Here is an 18735-nt window from a genome sequence, read left to right on the forward strand (position 1 = left end):
GAATAAGTACTGCAGCAAAACCCCACTTTGTGGGGTTTTGCTGGTTTGAACGATTTCTGCCCTTATCAACCGGACGAAAAGCTGCGGTACGTTTCTTGAAGGCCCTGCTCAAAGCTGAAAACCGGCGCCCATCCCATCGCGTGGCTGATTTTTTCGTTGGAAAGACAGCTGTGGCGAATATCGCCTGCTTTCTCCGGCCGGTATTCGATGGTGATTTCATTCGGATGAAGGGTGCGGAGGTGGCCGGCCAGCTGGTTGACGGTGCTTGCAGTCCCCGTGCTGACATGATAGGTACCGTTCTCCTTGGACTCCATGGCGGCGATGATCGCATCGGCTACATCTAGGACATAAATGAAATCGCGGGTCTGGTTCCCGTCACCGTTAATGCCCAGCGGGCGTCCTGTGAACAACCGGTCCATAAAAATGGCGACGACCCCGCCTTCGCCCTTGGCCGTTTGACCCGGCCCATACACATTGGCAAAACGGAGAATGCCATAGGGTAAGCCAAATAATTGCGAATATAATCGAATGTACATTTCTGCGGTCAGCTTCGACAGGCCATAAAAAGAGATCGGCATGACCGGATCGTCTTCCGTCAGGATGTCCTTCTGCAAATTGCCGTATACGCCGGAGGTTGATGCAAAAATGACCTTTTCAACCGATCCTTTGCGGCAGGCATTCAACATATTGAGCGTTCCTCCGATATTGACGTCCATATCGTCAAACGGCTCGCGTATCGACTGCTGCACATCGGCCTGGGCAGCCAAATGGATAACGGCGGAAGGACTCAGCAAGCCGATCAGATCATGGGCACCTGGACTGCGGATATCGTGAATATGGAGGACGGCGCCGGAGGGAACACGCTCCGCTTTCCCGGTCGACAAATTATCAATAACATGCACCTTATGGCCGAGACCGATCAGTTTGCGGACGAGATGCGAACCGATAAAACCGGCGCCTCCAGTCACGACTACTGTGCTCATGCGCATATCTACCTCCCTTAAAATGTGTGAGTGTCATGCATGCTCTATCGTATGAGGATCGAAAGGCATCGGCATTAGGCACCCGTCCATTTGCGGAGCTTTTGATATGGGAGAGGCCGTGAACGGGTAACATAAACTTAGGAAGGTCATTTATTCGGATTAAATGAGGGACGCATGATGAACCGGGAGGGATAAGCCATGAAACGCAGCGGCAGATGGAGTCTGGGAATCGCAGCGGGTTTGCTGATGGTTTGCGCCGCGCTGCTGGCATGGAGGCTGGGAGAAAGCAATCATCCTACGCAGCAGGCAGGGCAATTTCCGCAGCAGGACGCTGCATCGGAGAGCGGGTCTGTTGCTGGAAATAACGGCCTTTTTACCTGGGAGGACGGGGAAGTCATTTCGTTGGAATGGGAAGGGCGGACCAAGTCCTGGATTCTCCAAAGAGGTTCTGCTGAAGAGGGTTTTCCATCTGACCGGTGGCTGCTAAACGGCTCGGAAATCACAGCAGCGGAGGCGAAGGATAGACTCACCGGGCTGCGCGGACTTCGGCAAGAGCAAGGAGAGGTCCGCAACGCGTCCGATCTGCACAATGAAGTCATTGTAGGAACGATTTCCGTCACACTGGAATCAGGGGAAACGAAGGTGATGCAAGTCGCCTCCGAGCCGGATGAGCCCAATGTTCTGTGGATACTAAATCAGCAAGACCCAGCGGCTTATGCCGTTCGCAGGTCCGCCTATCTGGAACTTGAGCAGCTGCAGTAGCACCGGCTCCCGCCATGCCAAAACCTTTCAGCATACCGGATCATGCGGGTGGTCATCCTAAATGGTGTTATTAATACACCTATTAGAGATGGAGGATGAACTCATGCTACGATCCAAAGCGATTAGTCTTTCGGTATCAGCAGCCCTGCTCGTGAGCATGGCCGGTGTTGCCGGCTGTACGACGAAGGAGCCTGCAAATACGAACATCCGCACCAAAAACGTCATTGACGGCAACGGCAGAACGGGCCGTATCGGCGTGAATTCCCTGCGGGAAAACGGCTTGATCAGTCCGAAAGGCTACACATACAATACAAACAGCACGAATAACGGCAACGCAGCGACCACCCATAACTTGACGAACGCCCAATTGTCGCAAAAGCTGTCCGATAAAGTGGCAGCCATGAAGGAAGTTAAATCCGCCAACGTTCTCGTGGCCGGTGATACGGCCTACGTTGCCGTGTCCCTTCGGGATACCGCAAGCAACACGGGCGGAAACATGGGAGCAAAAAGCTACGGCGGTACCCACAACATGATGAACGGAAGCAGCTTTAACAATGCCGGAACAGGCAATGGAAGCAGCTTCAACAACCGGTCCAAATCGGGAACGGTGCGTAACGGCGTACGCGGAACCGCTCCAAATCCCGCCGCAGCGCATCATAACATCCGCAACTATTCGTCTAAAGGGGCCAGCATTACGGGGAACAACGGCTATAATATGACGACGTACGGTACGGCAGGCACGACGGATAACGGGGTCGGCACCAACAACGGTATGGGTACCGGCAATGCCGTGGGTTCCACCGGTAACCGTACCGGCCTGATGGGTGCCGGGGGTTACAGCGATTACCGCAATGACACGATCACGTCCGATATCAAAAACCGTATCGCCAATACGATCAAGAGCACGGATAACACAATCAAGAACGTCTATGTATCTGCAAATCCGGGCTTTGTCCAAGGGTTGGCTAACTTATCGGCACAAACACAAGGAGGACATCCGATCAAAGGACTCATGTCCGACCTGTCGACGATGGTGGAGCGCATCTTCCCAATGAATGCCGGGAATGGCAACCGCACTACCAATTACAATGCCCCGGTTCACCATTTTGATACGACCAATCGGTAAAATTGCCGATAAAAAGGGGCTGCCATAAGCTTGTTATGGACAGCCCCTTATACATAATCCGTTCTTTAAAATACCTTACGTCCTTTAACCCAAACGCCTTGAATATCCAGCTGGTTATCCAGCAGCAGAACGTCTGCCTGCTTACCGATTTCGATCGTGCCGGTGCGGTCTTCAATTCTCAACCGTTTGGCCGGGTTGAAGCTGGCGGCGAGGGAAGCCTCTTCGATCGACAGGCCCACGTTGTTGATAAGGTAGCGGAAGCCTTTAATCATCGTCAAGGTACTTCCCGCAAGACTGTCCCGCTGACCCTTCAAGGTAGCGATTCCGTCATGCACCTCAACCGGAAGGTCGCCGATCATGTATTCCCCGTCCCCGAGTCCGGCTGCGGACATGGCGTCCGTAATTAGGAGCAGATTGTTATCCTGCTTCAACCGGGCCAGGATGGAGATGCAGGCCGGGTGCACATGGATGCCGTCGGCGATGATTTCCGCATGGATGCGCGGATCGCTCAGCACCGCCCCTGCGGTTCCGGGCTTGCGGTGGTGCAGCGGCGTCATCGCGTTAAAGGTATGCACGCCTTGGCGCAGACCGGCTTCCACGGCCGCCTCCACCTCGTCGTACGTCGCATCCGTATGGCCCAGCGCGGCGTTGATCCCGTGCTCGGTCATCCAGGCGATCGCATTCAGCGCGCCTTCGCGCTCCGGCGCCAGCGTCACTTGGCGAACGAGACCCGGATACGCATCTTCCCATTCTTCCAGCCATTCTACATTTGGCAGGACGATATGCTCCGGATTTTGCGCTCCCGGCCATTTCGGGCTGATAAAAGGCCCTTCCAAATGAACGCCCTCCACGGTTGCGTAAGGCATGTCATGCTGTGTATACTCGTGAACTTCCTTGAGGACGCGGTCGATCGCGGCCTTTGGCGCGGTCATGGTCGTCGGAAGAATCGAGGTGGTTCCCTGTGAGCAGTGGAAGGCGGTAATGGTATCCAGCACTTCCTTGTTTGAATCCATAAAATCCTGGCCGTTGCCTCCATGCACATGGACATCAATAAAGCCGGGAACGATGTATCCGTCCGATTTGTATTGGCTTGCAGCAGAGTCCGTCCAGCGCTGCGGCAGATCGCGGGAAAGCCCCGCATAGACGATCTTGCCGTCCTGGATGGCGACGGCTCCTTCTTCCAATACCCCTGCCGGCGTTACGACCTTGCCGTACAACAGCTGTACATTTTCTTCACTCATCCTAACAACCTCCCTGCACCTTGATCCAGCAGCACCACGACGTTCGGATGGCATTGCAGCAGCGATGCCGGGCACTGCGTCGTAATCGGTCCTTTCAGCGCGCGCTTCACGATCTCAGCCTTGTCTTCGCCGCGAACGAGCAGCAGAATCTGCTTTGCCTTTAGAATGCTGCCGACCCCCATGGTAATCGCGTGCTTGGGCACATCGTCCAGCGATGGGAAGAAGCGTGCGTTCGCCGTGCGGGTTTTTTCCTGAAGCTCAGCCACGTGCGTTCCGCCGTCCAGGCTGTCATCGGGTTCGTTGAATCCGATATGCCCATTGTGGCCGATGCCGAGAATTTGCAGGTCCACCGGGCCGTTCTGCTCCAGCATGGCGTCGTACTTGACGCATTCTTCCTCCAGATCGGCGGCGTTGCCGTTTGGAACATGCGTATTTTCAAGCTGAATATCGATATGGTTGAACAGCTTCTCGTTCATAAAGGTACGGTAGCTCTCCGAATGGCCCTCAGGCAGGCCGACGTACTCGTCCAGATTGTAGCTGGATGCTTTCGCAAAGCTGACCAGGCCTTGCTGGTACATTTCGATAAGCCGTCCATAAATTCCTACCGGGGTGCTGCCTGTGGCCAGGCCGAGTACCGCTCTCGGTTTGGTATGAAGCAGGCTGGCGATCAGGCTGGCCCCGGTGGCGTTAAAATCAGCTTCGTTTTTAAACGTATAAATGTTCATGCTTGAAAATGACCTCCTCTGGATTTTCGGTAATTCTGTACGTTATGGTAGGACTGCTCCAGCTTGGGAACATACTGTCCGAACTGCTCGCTGTTCATCCCCATAAACAGGATGTCGACGAGATGGAGCTGGGCGATGCGCGAAGCCATGTCTCCCCGGCGCATTCCTTTTTCCAGGGAAGAGGCAAACAAAGGAATATCGGCCATGGCAGCCAGCGTATTGCTGCTGTACGACGTCAGCGAAATGGTCGCTGCCCCGCTGTCTTTGGCGCAGGCGAGCGCATCGATCGTTTCGAGCGTTTCCCCAGAATAGGAGATGGCGACCGCCACATCCCGGCCCGACAGCGTCGAGGCGGAAGTAATCTGCATATGTGAATCAGCGAAGGCGGTACAGTTCTTACCGATCCGGATCAGCTTCTGGTAGAAATCCTGGGCGACGATGGACGAGGTGGCTACCCCGTACAAGTCGATCCGATCGGCGGCGCAGAGCAGGCGGATCGCCTGGGCCAGACGGTCCATGTCGAGCAGGGACGTCGTGTCGCGGATGGAGGCCAGGTGATTCGCTTCCATGGCCTCTACGATTTGGGATAACGGATTGTTGGCCACGATATCCTGATAGGAAGACATGCCGCTCCGCTCCTGCATTTCCGTATGGGCGATTTCGGCGGACAGCTTCACTTTTAGATCCGGGTAGCCCTTGAGATGGAACGCTTTGCAAAACCGTGTCACGGTGGCGGGACTGGTCCCGCACTGCTCGGCCAGCTCCTTGATCCCCATGTGAACGACTTCGGAAGGGGAGGAGAGGATAAAATCGGCGATCCGGCGCTCCTGCTGGGACAGCCGTTCCTGTTCCTGCGCCAAGGCGTGTAATATAGGTGCCAATCGCAAGCCTCCTTGGATAAAACTGTTGATGCTGATAATGAAAATAATTTTAATGATTGATTCTGATTTTGAGAAAATAATTTTTGTTTCATCCCCATCATAGGCCATTTGTCTTACGTTTACAAGGGGTGGGAATGTTAAATTTCTGTAAAAGCGAAAGCGCAAAAAACCGGACTCCTTAGAGTCCGGTTTATATTAGAGATTTATGCGCGTGCCTTAGATCCCTGCGTATTCCGCAGTTCCACGCGAATCAGCTGCCATAGCACGAAAGCAAGCACGACCATCTGTGGAATGAACGTTTCCCAGGTCGGATACATGCCAAGCCAGGATACGGACGGCAGCCCGGTTTCCGAATGGGCGGGAATGCGACCCGAGACCTGGAGCGAATGGATGCTGTCGCCGAGGAAACGGAAAACCAGGTAGTAGATCAGCACCGTCGCCGCCAGGAAAAAGCCGCGCAGAGGCAGGCGGGCACTGAGCACGATAATCGCATAAGCGAGCACAGCCAGAACGGCAAAGGCGCCGGCGATTCCAAGGATCAGCTGCCCCATGTCAATGGAGGAGGCCATCCCGGCATAGAAAATGGTCGTTTCCGCGCCTTCACGCAGGACGGCTAGACCGGCCAGCACGAAAAGAGACCACAGGCTTCCTCGGGCCAGCGCCTGATCCATCTGGCTGCCCACGTATTTGTTCCAGGCGGCCGTGTTTGACTTGCTGTGCAGCCATTGCCCGACGGTCAGCATCATCACCACGGCCACCAGACCGGTGATGCCTTCGATCAGCTCGCGGGCGCTGCCTGAAGCCGCTTTGGAGATGGAGAAGGTGAGCACGACTGCGAGCAGGAGGCTGAGGACGAGACCTGACCCGGCTCCGCCCCATATCCATTTCTGACCGCGCGTATTTCCGCTTCGCTTCAGATAAGACAGCAGGGCGGACAGCACGAGAATGGCCTCCAGGCCTTCACGGAGCAGAATCAGTGCGGCATCCCACGCGGTATATTTGTGATCGACTGCAAGCGGGGTGAGGGAGGACTTCATCGCGTCCATGACCTTTACGGCTTCATCCAGTTTGGGTGGACTGGAGAGCAGGTAGCCGGAAACGGCTGACATTTTATTTTCAATATCCGTATAAAGGTCAGGCGCAGATACCCGCACCTCGCCCTCGACCGCCGGCCAGATGGAAATGAACTTCGTCATCTGGTTCGCCGCTTCGCTGCTGCGGCCGGCCTGAGCATCCTGTTGTGCGGTTTCGAGGATGCCCAGCACGTCGGATAGCCGGTAATTTCCGTCACTACCGGCATCGGCGGCAGCGATTTTTCCTTCGGTATAACCGGTCATCAGCGTAGTCAGCTTCTGCATTTCCTGCACGGCCTGCTCTTCGCGTACCGGCTCAGCCTGGAGGGCGATCCGCACGAGGCTGATCCCGGTTTCAAGCTGTCCGTAGACCGTGAAGTTATCGCTGCGGATCGGCGTTTCTGCCGTCGGCCAGGCATCTACGATCGACTGATAGCTTCGTTTGGCCGCGCCCCAGTCCCCCGCCTGCATGGCCTTCAAGCTGTCCTTCGCCAGAGGCAGCAGCTTCTTGGCCGATTCCACGCCGCTTATGGCGGTGCCAGTAGATCCGCTCGGGCTCTCGGCTGCGGTGACGTATGTGTTGACCGCCTTGGCCAATGCAGACAGCGCGGTTTTTGCCTCCGGTCCGCCGCTTGCAAGCTTGTTCTGCGCGTCTTGAAGCGCAGCGTCGACGGCCGCGATCAAGCCGGCATGATCTGTGTCCCCGGCTTTGACCGGCTCCCAGAGCTGTTTGAATTGGTTCAGATCCTCGCTCGCTTTGGACCATTCCTGCTGGCCCGCTTCAACCAGGGCGCTGCCTACAGAAGGCAGAAGGGAGTCCAGGGCGGAATTTCCTTCCGCTTCGGCGCGCGGGGCCAAGATGCTCAGGAGGAGCATCGCAATGGTCAGCAGGGCGCCGATCAGCGGGCGGTTCCATCGTCCGGTACGAGGGGTAAGGTTGCTTCGCAGCATGGTGAAGTCTCCTTTATGTCAATTCTGCTAGAGTTTGATATCTACGGGCTAGAGCAGCGTCTCTCCGATATAGCCTCCCGAAGAGGCGCCGGGGAAACAGGCGAACACCGCGCTCCCGACATGCTGAATATATTCGTTCAGCCGGTCGCTCTTCGCAAGCTTCTGCTGAAGGGGGATGAACTGCTTCTGCAGGTCGCGCTGGAAGCAAATAAAGAGCAGTCCGGCATCCAGCTGACCGGTCTTGGCGTCCATGCCCCCCGAATAAGAATAGGACCGGCGGAGGATCTGCACGGAGCCGTCTCCGCGGGCGAGCGCCATATGCGAATTGGCCGGAATAGCCGGCGATCCGTCAGGACCTTTGGCGGACAGGTCGACCTTGTCGAACTCGTGCTGTCCGCCAAGCGGTGCGCCGCTGGCCCGGTACCGTCCGAACGTCTCCTCCTGATCCTTCAGGGATGATCGGTCCCACACCTCGATCCGCATCCGGATCCGGCGCACCGCCATATAGCTGCCGCCGGCCATCCAGGCTGCGCCGCCTTCGGCCCCGGCCCAAACGACCCGGTTCATCTGCTCGCTGCTTGTCGTATCCGGATTGGCCGTGCCGTCCTTGAAGCCGAGCAGATTCCGCGGGGTTCCGCCTGCGGGGTCGGCGCTGCCGGTGCGCTGGAAGCCCTCCTGGGTCCAGCGGAGCACGGCCGTGCCGCGGGCAATGCGCGCCAGATTGCGGATGGCGTGAAACGCCACCTGCAGGTCGTCCGCGCAGGCCTGAACGGCCAAATCGCCGCCGCACCAGCGGGCGTCCAGCTGATCCCCGTTAAAGGCCGGGAGATCGCTGAAATTCGCCGGCCGCTTGGAGGCGAGCCCGAAGCGCGAATCAAACAGGGATGGCCCCGCGCCGAACGTCAGGGTCAGCCGGGAAGGCGAAAGACCTGCCGACTCTCCGGTATCCACCGGCGGCAGGTTGTGATTGGCGCTGTCTTCCCCGAGCATGGAGCCTTCGGTCATGGCCGCCGCTGCGGCGGTCCAGGCTTGAAACAGCTTCTTCAGCTCCTTCGCATCGGTCGTGGTCACGTCGAAAGCGGCGAAGTATATGAAGTTTTGCGAGGGGGTGATAATGCCGGCCTGATGCTTCCCGTAGAACGGGATGCGGTCCCCGGCGTCAGGCTGGCCGGCAACGGCCGCTGCGGTCTTCCGCTCCTTCGCAGCGAAGAGGCTGCCGATACCGGCGCCCCCGATGATCAGTCCCAGGCCGCCGGTGCCCGCCAGCCGCAACAAGTCGCGGCGGGACAGCGGCTTTTTCAAAATCGACGAATCTTTATCTTTGGTTTCCTCATGCTCACGGTTTGACATGCTTTACACTCCAAGCAGGGTGCCCATATTCGACAGCGGCTCCGCCAGGGCATCCAGGTTTTGGCTGAGCTTGCGGACTTCGTCCTCTTTCAGCTCGGTGTAGCTGACGTATCCGTCGCCTTTCTTGTAGGCGTCCAGCTCTTTCTTGAGCGCATCAAATCGCTCCCCGATCTGCTTTTCTAGATCCGGGTCCTTTTTGGCCAGGTCGGGCTTCAGGATTTCGTAAATCTTGGCGGCGCCTTCCACATTGGCCGCAAAATCGTACAAGTCGGTATGGGAGTACAGCTCTTCCTCGCCGGTTACTTTGGAGGAAGACACTTCGTTCAGCAGCTCAACCGCTCCGGTTACCATCAGGCTGGCGTCAATATCGACCGTCTCCACCTTGGCACGGAGCAGCTGCGCGTCCTGCAGAAGCCGGTCGGCAAAGGCTTCCTGGCCTTTGGTCGTCTTATCCTCCCACAGTCCCTTCTCGATCCGGTGGAATCCGCGCCATTCGGCGGCATCCACATCGTTCACGCGGGCGTCAATGTCGGGATCCAGATTGCCAAGCGCCTCGGCAATCGGTTCGATCCGCTCGTAATAGGAACGGGCCGGGGCGTACAGGGCCTTCGCTTCCTCGAGCTTGCCGGCTTTCACCGCTTCGGTGAATTTTTCCGTTTGCTTCACGAATTGATCGCACTGCTCCACCGCGAAGGTGCGGTAGGATTCCACGGCTGCGCTGAAATCGGCCGTCTGTGCCGCAGCTGTATCGGTACCGGCGCTTTGCGCCGATGTGTCGGTATTAGCGGCTGACGTCTCAGTCTTCGTCTCGCTGGCAGCAGGATCCGCGCTTTCTTTCTCCGAGCAGCCTGCGAAGAGCAGGGAGGAGAGAATAATACCGGCGGGAATGATCGTATGTAACTTCAAGTTCAAAGCAGCTCCTTTTTTAAGATTATAGAATGTATACATTTTCAGCGGGGCTGAATGTTTCTGTAACCACAAGAAAAACTTCCTCTATTTTCTTATAGAAGAAAGGGGATGGATCAATTTGATAATGATTCTCAATTTCATTGATAGCAACATCATAATGAGTTACCGACCATGTGTCAACTGCCATTTTAAAATGCCGAAATCTTCCTTGTTGTAAGCCCTTTCGAGGCAGGTGCCTAATTTTTACGCATAACGACACCAAAGCCCGGTGCCTTACATAATATGAGTTGACTGTATCCCTTTACCTTGTTATACCATACAAACCCGAGCAAGGAGGGGTGACACCATTGAAGGGGAACGATCATAAGAGCAAATTTTTGTTGACTCATCGTGAGCGCGAAGTATTTGAACTGCTCGTTCAGGACAAAACGACACGCGATATCGCCGGTCAGTTATTTATCAGCGAGAAGACGGTCCGGAACCATATTTCCAATGTGATGCAGAAATTAAACGTCAAAGGCCGTTCTCAGGCCGTTGTCGAGCTGATCAAGCTTGGGGAATTAAAAATCTGATCGAAGCCTCTCTTGCGACCTTGGCCTTCTGCAGGATGTCTTCCTTGACGGGAAGACATGGCGGGAGGTTCTTTATTTTGTTCACTTTCCATCTTATGCGGGGATATGGTTACAGGAGAAAGGGTACCCGGTCGGGCACCCTTTGCAGATGGTTACTGTCTGATGATAAGAATGTCTTGCGGCGGTCTGCCTGTGCGTTGGATTTGGGAAATTTCGGCGTTTGTCAGGTTGCGTCCAACGAGGATGAAAGAAGACGTGACGTTGTTAAAGTTGAAATTGCCCAGGTTGGCTACATTTTGGCTGCCACGGAACACGCGGAAAGATCCCTGGAAATTAATCCGTGAGAACAAAACAAGCGTCACTTGATTGCTCTGCACCGTATTTCTGAGACGGAAGCTGGAGAGAAGATTGTCGAAGCGGAAAGCTCCAAGGTCGCGGACCGCAACTCCACCGCGTCTGAACAAGATTCTGCGGCCCGTAAAATTAATGCCGGACCAAAGGGCAAGACGTACATCGCTGTTTGCCAAATATATCACTCCTTTTCGTAAGATTGATATATTCTATGCCGGCTTCACCAATTGGTATCGGACAGATGATCGTATGCAAATGTTTGATTTTCATAGATTCATATATGACGAGCTTGTAGGGGAGTGGAAAGCGCACCAACTAAGGAAAAAAACGCTATATCCAAACTTTATCTCTTCATCAAGGTGATGTCATGAGATAATGAGCGAGGCAAACCAATACCATTTTTTGGAGGAATACATATTGTCAAACTATACGATTCGCCGTTTTGGCAGGGAGGATTTTCAAGCAGCCGCGGCGCTGCTGAGCCTGATTTGGTCGGAACCCGTCACTGCCAAGCAGCTGCAGGAAGAAGAGGAGAGCATTCCGCCGGGCCAGCTCCATTACGATGAAGAGGGGCGGCTGATGGGCTGGGATCGCCCGAAATGGGTCGCGGTGAACGGGGAGGGAGAGGTCATCGGTTACGCCATCGCCTGGCGTGCGCCCTGGAACGAACCCGGCAGCCTCAACGTTACTCTTGTCGTCCATCCGGATGAACGCGGCCGCGGAGCCGGCAGGGCTCTGTCCCGGGAAGTGCGCGAGTGGGCGTGCCTGGTTAAGGCTTCCCGTCTCGTTTGTTTTATGAGGAAAAATGACGGGGCCTCGCTGGCGTTTGCGGAGCGCCGGGGCTACCTGCTGGAACGCCACACCTTTGAATCTGTGCTGGACCTGTCGTCTTTTACCGACCAAGCTTTGCTGCCAAGCATTCGCAGCGCCGAGTCATCCGGTATTATGTTCGTGACGCTGAAGGATGAGCCGGGAGAGGCACAGGAGCGGAAGCTTCATGAGCTGTACAGGATCGCGCCCATCAGGACATTCCGGGATACAACGAGGATTTCCCCTGGTTTGAGGAATGGAAGAAATGGAACATTAACATGGCGGGCGTGCGGCCGGAGTATGTACATATCGCCAAGGACGGGGACCGCTATGTCGGCGTCGTGACCCTGCAGCAGAACGAACAAACCCAGGCGATGTATCACCAGTTTACCGGTGTGCTTCCGGAGTATAGGGGCCGGCGGATCGGGCTGGCGCTGAAGCTGTTGGCCATACAAACCGCACGCGCTGCTGGTGTGCCTTATTTGCGCACCCACAACGATTCGCTGAACGGTCCCATGCTTCGCATCAACCGCGATCTGCTGGGGTATCAGGCGGTTCCCGGAAACTTTAAAATGGTCTGTTCTCTGGAGAAGGGGCGGTCATAAAAACAGCAGCATAAACAACCCGATCACGATAAAAATCGAGCCGAGCACGATCGCAAGGAAACCACGGATCTTTTGGAGTTCCAGGTAGGACTCGCTGGGCTCCGCTTCTTCTTCTGTCTTCCAGCTTTCACTGCTCCGCCATCCCCTCCCCGGGTTCCGGCGGTTCATGATGCCGCCTCCAATCAAGATCAGCCCAAAGATGATCAGATATACGTCCATATCCATCAGCTCCTTTCTATATAGAACGTCTGAATGGATCGGGATGTTCCAGGACACAAGTAATATGCAGTTTCATATCATTTTCCGCAATTCATAAGAAATCCCGGGGAATGAAACATGCTAGGATAATGGCAGAATCAACGAATCCTTTAAAACTTGGAGGAGGATACCCGTGGATACGAAAAACACAGCATTACCGCAAATCGTTTCGGAACAAGAGTGGGTGGACGCGCGCGACAAGCTGCTTGTCAAAGAAAAGGAGCTTACCCGCGCGCTGGACGCGCTGGCCGCAGAGCGCCGCAGGCTGCCGATGGTACGGATCGGCAAAGAATATATGTTCGAGGGACCAGGTGGTCCAGCGCGACTGCTTGATCTTTTTGACGGACGCCGCCAGCTCGTGGTGTACCACTTCATGATGGCTCCGGGCGCCAGTCAAGGCTGCACAGGCTGCTCCTCTTTTGTCGACAACATCGGTCACCTTGCCCACCTGAATGCCCGTGATACGACCTTTATTCTGGTCTCCCCCGCGCCCCTGTCTCAGATCCAGCCGTTCAAAGACCGGATGGGCTGGAATGTACCCTGGTTCTCTTCGAACGGGAACGAATTCAACAATGACATGGGTGCTGGGGACGGATTCGGCTTAAGCGTCTTTCTCCACGATGGAGATGAGGTGTTCCGCACCTATTTCACAGCTTCCCGCGGCGTCGACCGGATCCGCGCGGACTTCAATTTGCTCGACCTGACACCCTTTGGCCGCCAGGAAACGTGGGAGGATTCGCCTGAAGGATGGCCGCAAACCCAGCCTTACATCTGGTGGCGTCTGCATGACGACTATCGGTAATCCGTTTTGACGACACGCGATGCCGCTCCGCATTTGGTTATGTACCAATGCTTCGTTTGGTGGCGATAGCGGTGGGGTCCACGCGTACCCACCCCAACTCAAGGTTACCACCGTCGGTTTCTAACCTGAGTTCTCTCCAAAAATAAAGGCAGCCTCTTTCTCCAACATGGAGAGAAGGGCTGCCTTGTTCTGTCTGCTGATCCGATATCAGGCCAGCTTCTTCAGCATGGCGTTGATCATGCCGGCATGCGATGCCTCATGGCTGATGTTCATGACCAGCAGCTCGTCGATCGTCTCGGCTTTGGCAAAGTTGTCCGCTTTGGCGACTGGCTGATTTAGGTCGTCACCGAGCTGCTCTTGGAACACGCGAATCTGCTCGGTGAGCTGCGAAATCAGGGTATCCCACGCCGGTGCCTCGCCCTGCCAATCCGCCGGTTTCGTCCCCGAAGTAAAATAAGGGCGGTATTCGGCCGGAATCACGCCATCCTTGCCGCTGTACTGGAGCACGAGCATGTCGGATATGACCAGCAAATGCCCGAGGTGCCAGTGGATATTGTTGTTGAATCCGTCGGGGACGATATCCCGCTTGGATTCAGGCAGCGCAGACACCTTGTTGATGATGCCCGTGCGCACGCGCTCGATTTGGCCGAACAAATAAGCATTTCTCATTATTGTACCTCCGTCGTTCTCCGATTATGATGTAACAGTAGTTATTGTAAATCTGCCCGGCCAGGGAGGCAACCCGGGCGAACGTCCCGGAGTCTGCCCCAGCGGGAACCTCTGCAGAGCATGTGTTGGGAAGAGCTGAGGGTCCGCAGACCATAGTCCTGAGAGGAACGGCAGCTCACCTCGCAGCCTGTATGCAAAATGATTGGAATGAAAAGAAAAAGTTTAAAAAATGCTTATCGGTTAAAAGCTATACCGGTAGTTTGTTGCGAGTACGAGTAAGGCAGTAAAGGAGTGTGGCACCATGTACAAGGTAGTTCTGGTCAGACATGGGGAAAGCGAGTGGAACCGCGAGAACCGGTTCACCGGCTGGACGGACGTCGATCTGACGGACAAAGGGGTCCAGGAAGCGATCAAGGCAGGGCATCTGCTTCAGGATATTCCCTATGAAATCGATATCGCATATACGTCCGTATTAAAGCGGGCGATCAAAACGCTGAATTATATTTTGGACGTCAACGACCTGCTGTGGATCCCGATCCGCAAATCGTGGAAGCTGAACGAACGGCATTACGGCGCGCTTCAGGGACTTAACAAAGAGGAGACGGCGAAGAAATACGGCGCGGAGCAGGTCATGCTGTGGCGCCGGAGCTACGACGTGCCCCCGCTGCAGATTACAGCCGACGATGACCGTTACCCTCCCAAGGATAAGCGGTACGGCAGCTTGACGAAGCAGGAGATTCCGCTGGGAGAAAGCCTGAAGGACACGATCGCACGCGTGCTCCCTTATTGGGAAGCGGAGATCGTGCCGCAGATCAAGGCGGGCAAGAAGGTGCTCGTCGTCGCGCACGGGAACAGCCTGCGGGCCTTGATGAAGGTGCTGGAAAATATCAGCGAAGAGGACATCGTGGATTTGAACATCCCGACCGCGGTGCCGATTCTGTACGAGCTGGACGACGATTTGAAACCGCTGAACCGCCATTTTCTGGGGAGCCCGGAGCGCGTGCAGGAGAAAATCGACGTCGTCGCCAACCCGTCAAAAATTATGGAATAACGGCGTCAGGCATCGGATTTGGGTATCAGCAGCATCCATTGGCATTGAGGAGTGATCTCTTGGGGAGGTGACTCCTTTGCCGTTTTTATGGTAGGTTAGTAATGCCGATATATTTAGATCGGGTACAGCTTTAGAAAGAAAGAGAAAGAAGGGAACGGCTTTGCCTTTTGTCAGATTTACAGGTTTTGAAAAGAATGTGGTGGAGACCGCCGCACCGGCCATTATCGAATGCATTTCAGGAATCGCCAACATTCCGGAAGAAATCGTCAAAATTGAGCTTTTACATGTGGAAAAAATCACAAACAGCCCCCGGTCCGTGGAAATTTTCATGTTCCCGCGCGAGGAAGAGAAGCATCATGCAATCGCTGAGAACATCAACCGGATCCTCGAGAACCTTGGTTGCCCGCATACCCATATTTTCTATGTGCTGCTGAATCCGTCGCTCTATTATAAAGAGGGCCAGCCGCTGAAGCGGATTCCGGCCAAAACGCCTCCCGAAATCAGGTTGTAATCGAGCCTTCAGGAATAAATCTCTGTAAAGGAATTGGAATATAGCCCAATTCCCGCTATAATCGTATGTAGATTACGGCATGAACCAAGTCTTCATTTATTCCAAACGATAAAGGAGCAGTTGAAACCATGGCAAAAACATTGATTTTCGGGCATAAAAACCCGGACACGGACACGATCACATCGGCGATCGTATACTCTTACCTCAAAAATAATCTCGGCCATAATACGGAGCCGGTTCGTTTGGGCGCCGTCAACGGCGAAACGCAGTTTGCGCTGGATTACTTCAAAGCCGAGGCCCCTCGCCAAGTGGAAACCGTGGCTAACGAAGCAAGCGAGGTTATTCTCGTTGACCATAATGAGCGTCAGCAAAGCGCTAGCGACATCGATCAGGTGCGCGTGAGCGAGGTCATCGACCACCACCGCATCGCGAATTTCGAAACAAGCCATCCGCTGTACTACCGCGCAGAGCCTGTAGGCTGCACGGCAACGATCCTGAACAAGCTGTTCAAGGAAAAAGGCGTTGAAGTTACGCCGCAAATCGCCGGTCTGATGGTATCCGCGATCGTATCCGATACGCTCCTGCTGAAATCCCCGACCTGCACCGAGGAGGACGTAGCCGCTGCACGCGAGCTCGCCGACATCGCCGGAGTCAACCTGGAGCAGTACGGGCTGGACATGCTTAAAGCGGGTGCAGATGTCAGCAGCAAGACGATTGCCGAGCTGATCTCCCTGGACGCCAAAGAATTCCAAATGGGCAGCAGCAAAGTGGAAATCGCCCAAGTGAACACGGTGGACCCTAACGACGTCCTGAACCGTCAGGCTGAACTGGAGGACGCCTTGAACGCGATCATCAGCGAGAAGGGTCTCGATCTGTTCGTGTTTGTCGTAACGGATATCCTGAACAACGATTCCGTGGCGCTGGCCCTCGGAAAATCCGCTGCTGCGGTTGAAACGGCTTATAACGTGAAGCTTGAGAACAATACGGCCGTATTGAAGGGCGTTGTGTCGCGCAAATCGCAAATCGTTCCGGTGCTGACCGAAACGCTGAGCAAATAATTACATTGAACGGCTGAACAGGAGCAGGCTGATTCCTTGAAATGGGAGGACGGCCTGCTCGTTCTATTTTTGCGATCGAAATCAAAAAACCTGTTCATCGCTGAACAGGTCTGTTGGATTAGCTTCTGTGTATCTGGGAGAAGGGATTGTGTTGCCAGTTAAGCTTCTTCGTCTTCTTCTTCATCGTCGGCTTCTTCGTCTTCGTCCTCATCCGCCTCTTCTACGAATTCGGATTCTTCCTCGTCTTCCGCCTCTTCATCTTCTTCTTCGATGTCGTCGATCTGCTCTTCCTGTTCTGCTTCTTCGTCAGCCATCAAGATGTCCAATTCCAAATGCTCCATATCTAATCCCTCCAATTTTTAAAACACTATGATTAGTGCATATTTACTATATCACCAGTCTGGTGAAAGGTTTGTCGCAATATGGGCAGGTTTCCGCATTATTTTCCGCTATATTTCGGCAAATGATAGCGGCTGTGGCAGCTCTCCTAATGCTCTTCATTAAGGGGGTCGACACCGAAGGGCAGATGGATTAATCTGGATTCAATTCATTCAATTCGGTTCGAAGGAGGAGACATGAAATGAGGCTGGAGACGAAAAGGCTGGTCATCCGCGAGTTTGTGCCGGAAGACTGGGAGAGTGTACACCGTTACGCATCAGATCCCAAAGTTACCCGTTATCCCCTTTGGGGTCCGAATACCGAGGAGGAAACGAAGGATTATGTCGCAGGCATGAAGGCGATGCAGCAGAAAGAGCCAAGGACCCAATATGAGTGGGCGGTAATCCGCAAAACGGACGGGGAGCTGATCGGCGGCTGCGGAATCAACGTATCGGGCTCGAACGGAGAAATCGGCTATTGCTTCCATGCGGATCATTGGGGTCAAGGATATGCTTCGGAATGCGCAAAGGCGATGCTGGAATTCGGCTTCCGGCAGCTGGGGGTGCACCGGATTTATGCGACCTGCCGTCCGGAAAATATCGGATCCGAGCGGGTCATGCAGAAGATCGGCATGCAAAAAGAAGGCTATCTCCGCGAGCATATGCCGACGAACAAAGGAGGCTTTGCGAATTCCTGGCTGTATTCGATCCTGTCGCATGAATATGTGCCTGAGTCGTAAACCGGACGAGTCCTATATCGGCTCGATTCATACAATCCCATGGCGCGTCGAATCCTATACTGCATACGGCGGGCACAGGCTCCCAGCGGGCAGGTTTCAACCGTGCTTATTGAATGTAATAATTCATGGAACCGACTTACATACACAGGAGGATGACGCAGAGGATGAAGGATTGGTATGAAAAAAGCTTTGGAGAGGATTATCTCTTGGTATATAAGCACCGTGACATCGAAGGGGCAGCCCGGGAGGTCAAGACGATGATCTCCTGGCTGGACTTGCCGCCAGGGGCGCAGGTGCTCGACTTGTGCTGCGGAACAGGCAGGCACTCCCTCGCACTGGTGGACGCGGGTTACCGCGTCACCGGGGTTGACCTCTCCGACGTACTGCTGCGGGAAGCCCGGAAGCTGGACACGAAGGAGCGGGTGGACTGGCGGCAGGCCGACATGCGCGAACTTCCGCTGGAAGGCGGATTTGACGCGGTCGTCAATCTGTTTACGTCGTTTGGGTACTTTCGCAAGGACGGGGAGCAGCTCAAGGTACTCCGGGAGATTCGCCGAATGCTGAAACCCGGAGGATGGTTTATTATCGATTTCATGAACTCCCCTTATGTCCGGAGACATCTGGTTCCGGAATCGGAGCGGGAGGAGGATGGGCAGCGGATCGTGGAGAAGCGCCGAATCGAAGGGGATTTTGTCATCAAGGACATCACCATATCGGATATGCACGGCACCAAGGGCACACGGGAGTATCATGAGCGGGTGAAGCTGTACACGCGCGGCCGGCTGGAGGAAATGCTGCAGGAAGCCGGGCTCATGACAGACGAAGTGTACGGCGGCTATAATGAGGAAGTCGAATATGACGAGGGGCGCTCACAGCGGATGGTTTTTGTGGGACGGCGCCTGCAGGAAGAGACAGCATAAATGAAAGAAG

At 54.9% G+C, this 18735-nt stretch carries 22 protein-coding genes; 11 read left to right on the plus strand and 11 right to left on the minus strand.

The window, feature by feature from the left end; all coding sequences use genetic code 11:
• Nucleotides 1–65 precede the first annotated feature (65 nt).
• Nucleotides 66–983 (minus strand): NAD-dependent epimerase/dehydratase family protein, encoded by a 918-nt coding sequence (locus tag C7820_RS30035; protein ID WP_116234168.1) that lies wholly within the window; start codon nt 981–983, stop codon nt 66–68.
• A 198-nt stretch (nt 984–1181) separates the two neighbouring features.
• Here C7820_RS30035 and C7820_RS30040 point away from each other — a divergent pair, with 198 nt between their 5' ends.
• Nucleotides 1182–1745, plus strand: coding sequence for a hypothetical protein (locus C7820_RS30040; protein WP_116234169.1), 564 nt, complete (start codon nt 1182–1184; stop codon nt 1743–1745).
• Between the two features lie 103 nt (nt 1746–1848).
• Nucleotides 1849–2871, plus strand: coding sequence for a YhcN/YlaJ family sporulation lipoprotein (locus tag C7820_RS30045; RefSeq protein WP_181909239.1), 1023 nt, complete (start codon nt 1849–1851; stop codon nt 2869–2871).
• 65 nt (nt 2872–2936) lie between these two features.
• Here the strand turns inward: C7820_RS30045 and nagA are convergent, their stop codons facing one another.
• The 6 genes from nagA to efeO all read right to left on the minus strand — a co-directional run bounded on the left by nagA (nt 2937) and on the right by efeO (nt 9998).
• Complete coding sequence (nagA, locus tag C7820_RS30050) at nt 2937–4112, minus strand: N-acetylglucosamine-6-phosphate deacetylase (protein WP_116234171.1); 1176 nt, start codon at nt 4110–4112, stop codon at nt 2937–2939.
• Nucleotides 4109–4837: a glucosamine-6-phosphate deaminase gene (gene nagB / locus C7820_RS30055; RefSeq protein WP_089548430.1), complete on the minus strand. Its 729-nt coding sequence runs from the start codon at nt 4835–4837 to the stop codon at nt 4109–4111. The genes nagA and nagB overlap by 4 nt, the downstream gene beginning before the upstream one ends.
• A complete protein-coding gene (locus tag C7820_RS30060; RefSeq protein ID WP_076174180.1) occupies nt 4834–5718 on the minus strand; it encodes a MurR/RpiR family transcriptional regulator in 885 nt (294 codons plus the stop codon). Before C7820_RS30060 ends, nagB begins: the two co-directional genes overlap by 4 nt.
• A 203-nt stretch (nt 5719–5921) precedes the next feature.
• Nucleotides 5922–7742 (minus strand): FTR1 family iron permease, encoded by a 1821-nt coding sequence (locus C7820_RS30065; protein WP_116234172.1) that lies wholly within the window; start codon nt 7740–7742, stop codon nt 5922–5924.
• Between the two features lie 48 nt (nt 7743–7790).
• Complete coding sequence (efeB, locus tag C7820_RS30070; protein ID WP_116234173.1) at nt 7791–9092, minus strand: iron uptake transporter deferrochelatase/peroxidase subunit; 1302 nt, start codon at nt 9090–9092, stop codon at nt 7791–7793.
• A gap of 3 nt (nt 9093–9095) precedes the next feature.
• Nucleotides 9096–9998, minus strand: a complete 903-nt coding sequence (gene efeO / locus C7820_RS30075; RefSeq protein ID WP_181909240.1) for an iron uptake system protein EfeO — start codon at nt 9996–9998, stop codon at nt 9096–9098.
• A 350-nt stretch (nt 9999–10348) separates the two neighbouring features.
• Here efeO and C7820_RS30080 point away from each other — a divergent pair, with 350 nt between their 5' ends.
• Nucleotides 10349–10573, plus strand: coding sequence for a helix-turn-helix domain-containing protein (locus tag C7820_RS30080; RefSeq protein ID WP_036649309.1), 225 nt, complete (start codon nt 10349–10351; stop codon nt 10571–10573).
• Between the two features lie 152 nt (nt 10574–10725).
• On the opposite strand, the gene C7820_RS30085 is transcribed toward C7820_RS30080, so the two are convergent.
• Complete coding sequence (locus C7820_RS30085) at nt 10726–11100, minus strand: hypothetical protein (RefSeq protein WP_076174186.1); 375 nt, start codon at nt 11098–11100, stop codon at nt 10726–10728.
• Nucleotides 11101–11341: 241 nt separating this feature from the next.
• Between C7820_RS30085 and C7820_RS30090 the strand changes: the two genes are divergently transcribed.
• On the plus strand, nt 11342–12079 hold the full coding sequence (locus C7820_RS30090) for a GNAT family N-acetyltransferase (RefSeq protein ID WP_181909241.1): 738 nt from the start codon (nt 11342–11344) through the stop codon (nt 12077–12079).
• Nucleotides 12013–12339 (plus strand): GNAT family N-acetyltransferase, encoded by a 327-nt coding sequence (locus C7820_RS30095; RefSeq protein ID WP_116234175.1) that lies wholly within the window; start codon nt 12013–12015, stop codon nt 12337–12339. The genes C7820_RS30090 and C7820_RS30095 overlap by 67 nt, the downstream gene beginning before the upstream one ends.
• Here C7820_RS30095 and C7820_RS30100 read toward each other — a convergent pair.
• The gene (locus C7820_RS30100) at nt 12334–12558 is read right to left on the minus strand and encodes a DUF6199 family natural product biosynthesis protein (RefSeq protein ID WP_116234176.1); all 225 of its coding nucleotides are present in this window, start codon (nt 12556–12558) and stop codon (nt 12334–12336) included. The genes C7820_RS30095 and C7820_RS30100 overlap by 6 nt on opposite strands.
• A gap of 172 nt (nt 12559–12730) precedes the next feature.
• Here C7820_RS30100 and C7820_RS30105 point away from each other — a divergent pair, with 172 nt between their 5' ends.
• The gene (locus C7820_RS30105) at nt 12731–13399 is read left to right on the plus strand and encodes a DUF899 domain-containing protein (RefSeq protein ID WP_116234177.1); all 669 of its coding nucleotides are present in this window, start codon (nt 12731–12733) and stop codon (nt 13397–13399) included.
• Between the two features lie 207 nt (nt 13400–13606).
• Here C7820_RS30105 and C7820_RS30110 read toward each other — a convergent pair whose 3' ends face one another.
• Complete coding sequence (locus tag C7820_RS30110) at nt 13607–14068, minus strand: DinB family protein (protein WP_116234178.1); 462 nt, start codon at nt 14066–14068, stop codon at nt 13607–13609.
• A 301-nt stretch (nt 14069–14369) separates the two neighbouring features.
• Between C7820_RS30110 and gpmA the strand changes: the two genes are divergently transcribed.
• The 3 genes from gpmA (at nt 14370) to C7820_RS30125 (ending at nt 16688) form a co-directional block, all read left to right on the plus strand.
• On the plus strand, nt 14370–15119 hold the full coding sequence (gene gpmA / locus C7820_RS30115) for a 2,3-diphosphoglycerate-dependent phosphoglycerate mutase (RefSeq protein ID WP_116234179.1): 750 nt from the start codon (nt 14370–14372) through the stop codon (nt 15117–15119).
• A gap of 160 nt (nt 15120–15279) precedes the next feature.
• The gene (locus C7820_RS30120; protein WP_089548421.1) at nt 15280–15630 is read left to right on the plus strand and encodes a DUF1904 family protein; all 351 of its coding nucleotides are present in this window, start codon (nt 15280–15282) and stop codon (nt 15628–15630) included.
• Nucleotides 15631–15758: 128 nt separating this feature from the next.
• Nucleotides 15759–16688 carry a manganese-dependent inorganic pyrophosphatase gene (locus C7820_RS30125; RefSeq protein WP_116234180.1) on the plus strand — a complete coding sequence of 310 codons (930 nt, stop codon included), beginning with the start codon at nt 15759–15761 and terminating at the stop codon, nt 16686–16688.
• Nucleotides 16689–16846: 158 nt separating this feature from the next.
• Here the strand turns inward: C7820_RS30125 and C7820_RS33625 are convergent, their stop codons facing one another.
• On the minus strand, nt 16847–17029 hold the full coding sequence (locus C7820_RS33625; protein WP_181909242.1) for a hypothetical protein: 183 nt from the start codon (nt 17027–17029) through the stop codon (nt 16847–16849).
• A gap of 239 nt (nt 17030–17268) precedes the next feature.
• On the opposite strand from C7820_RS33625, the gene C7820_RS30135 reads away from it, so the two are divergent.
• Entirely contained in the window at nt 17269–17805 is a 537-nt protein-coding gene (locus C7820_RS30135; protein WP_116234181.1) for a GNAT family N-acetyltransferase, read from the plus strand.
• A 164-nt stretch (nt 17806–17969) separates the two neighbouring features.
• On the plus strand, nt 17970–18725 hold the full coding sequence (locus tag C7820_RS30140) for a class I SAM-dependent methyltransferase (RefSeq protein WP_116234182.1): 756 nt from the start codon (nt 17970–17972) through the stop codon (nt 18723–18725).
• Nucleotides 18726–18735: the final 10 nt, after the last annotated feature.

It is taken from the genome of Paenibacillus sp. VMFN-D1 (assembly GCF_003386155.1).
Taxonomy (GTDB): Bacteria; Bacillota; Bacilli; order Paenibacillales; family Paenibacillaceae; genus Paenibacillus_AQ; species Paenibacillus_AQ favisporus.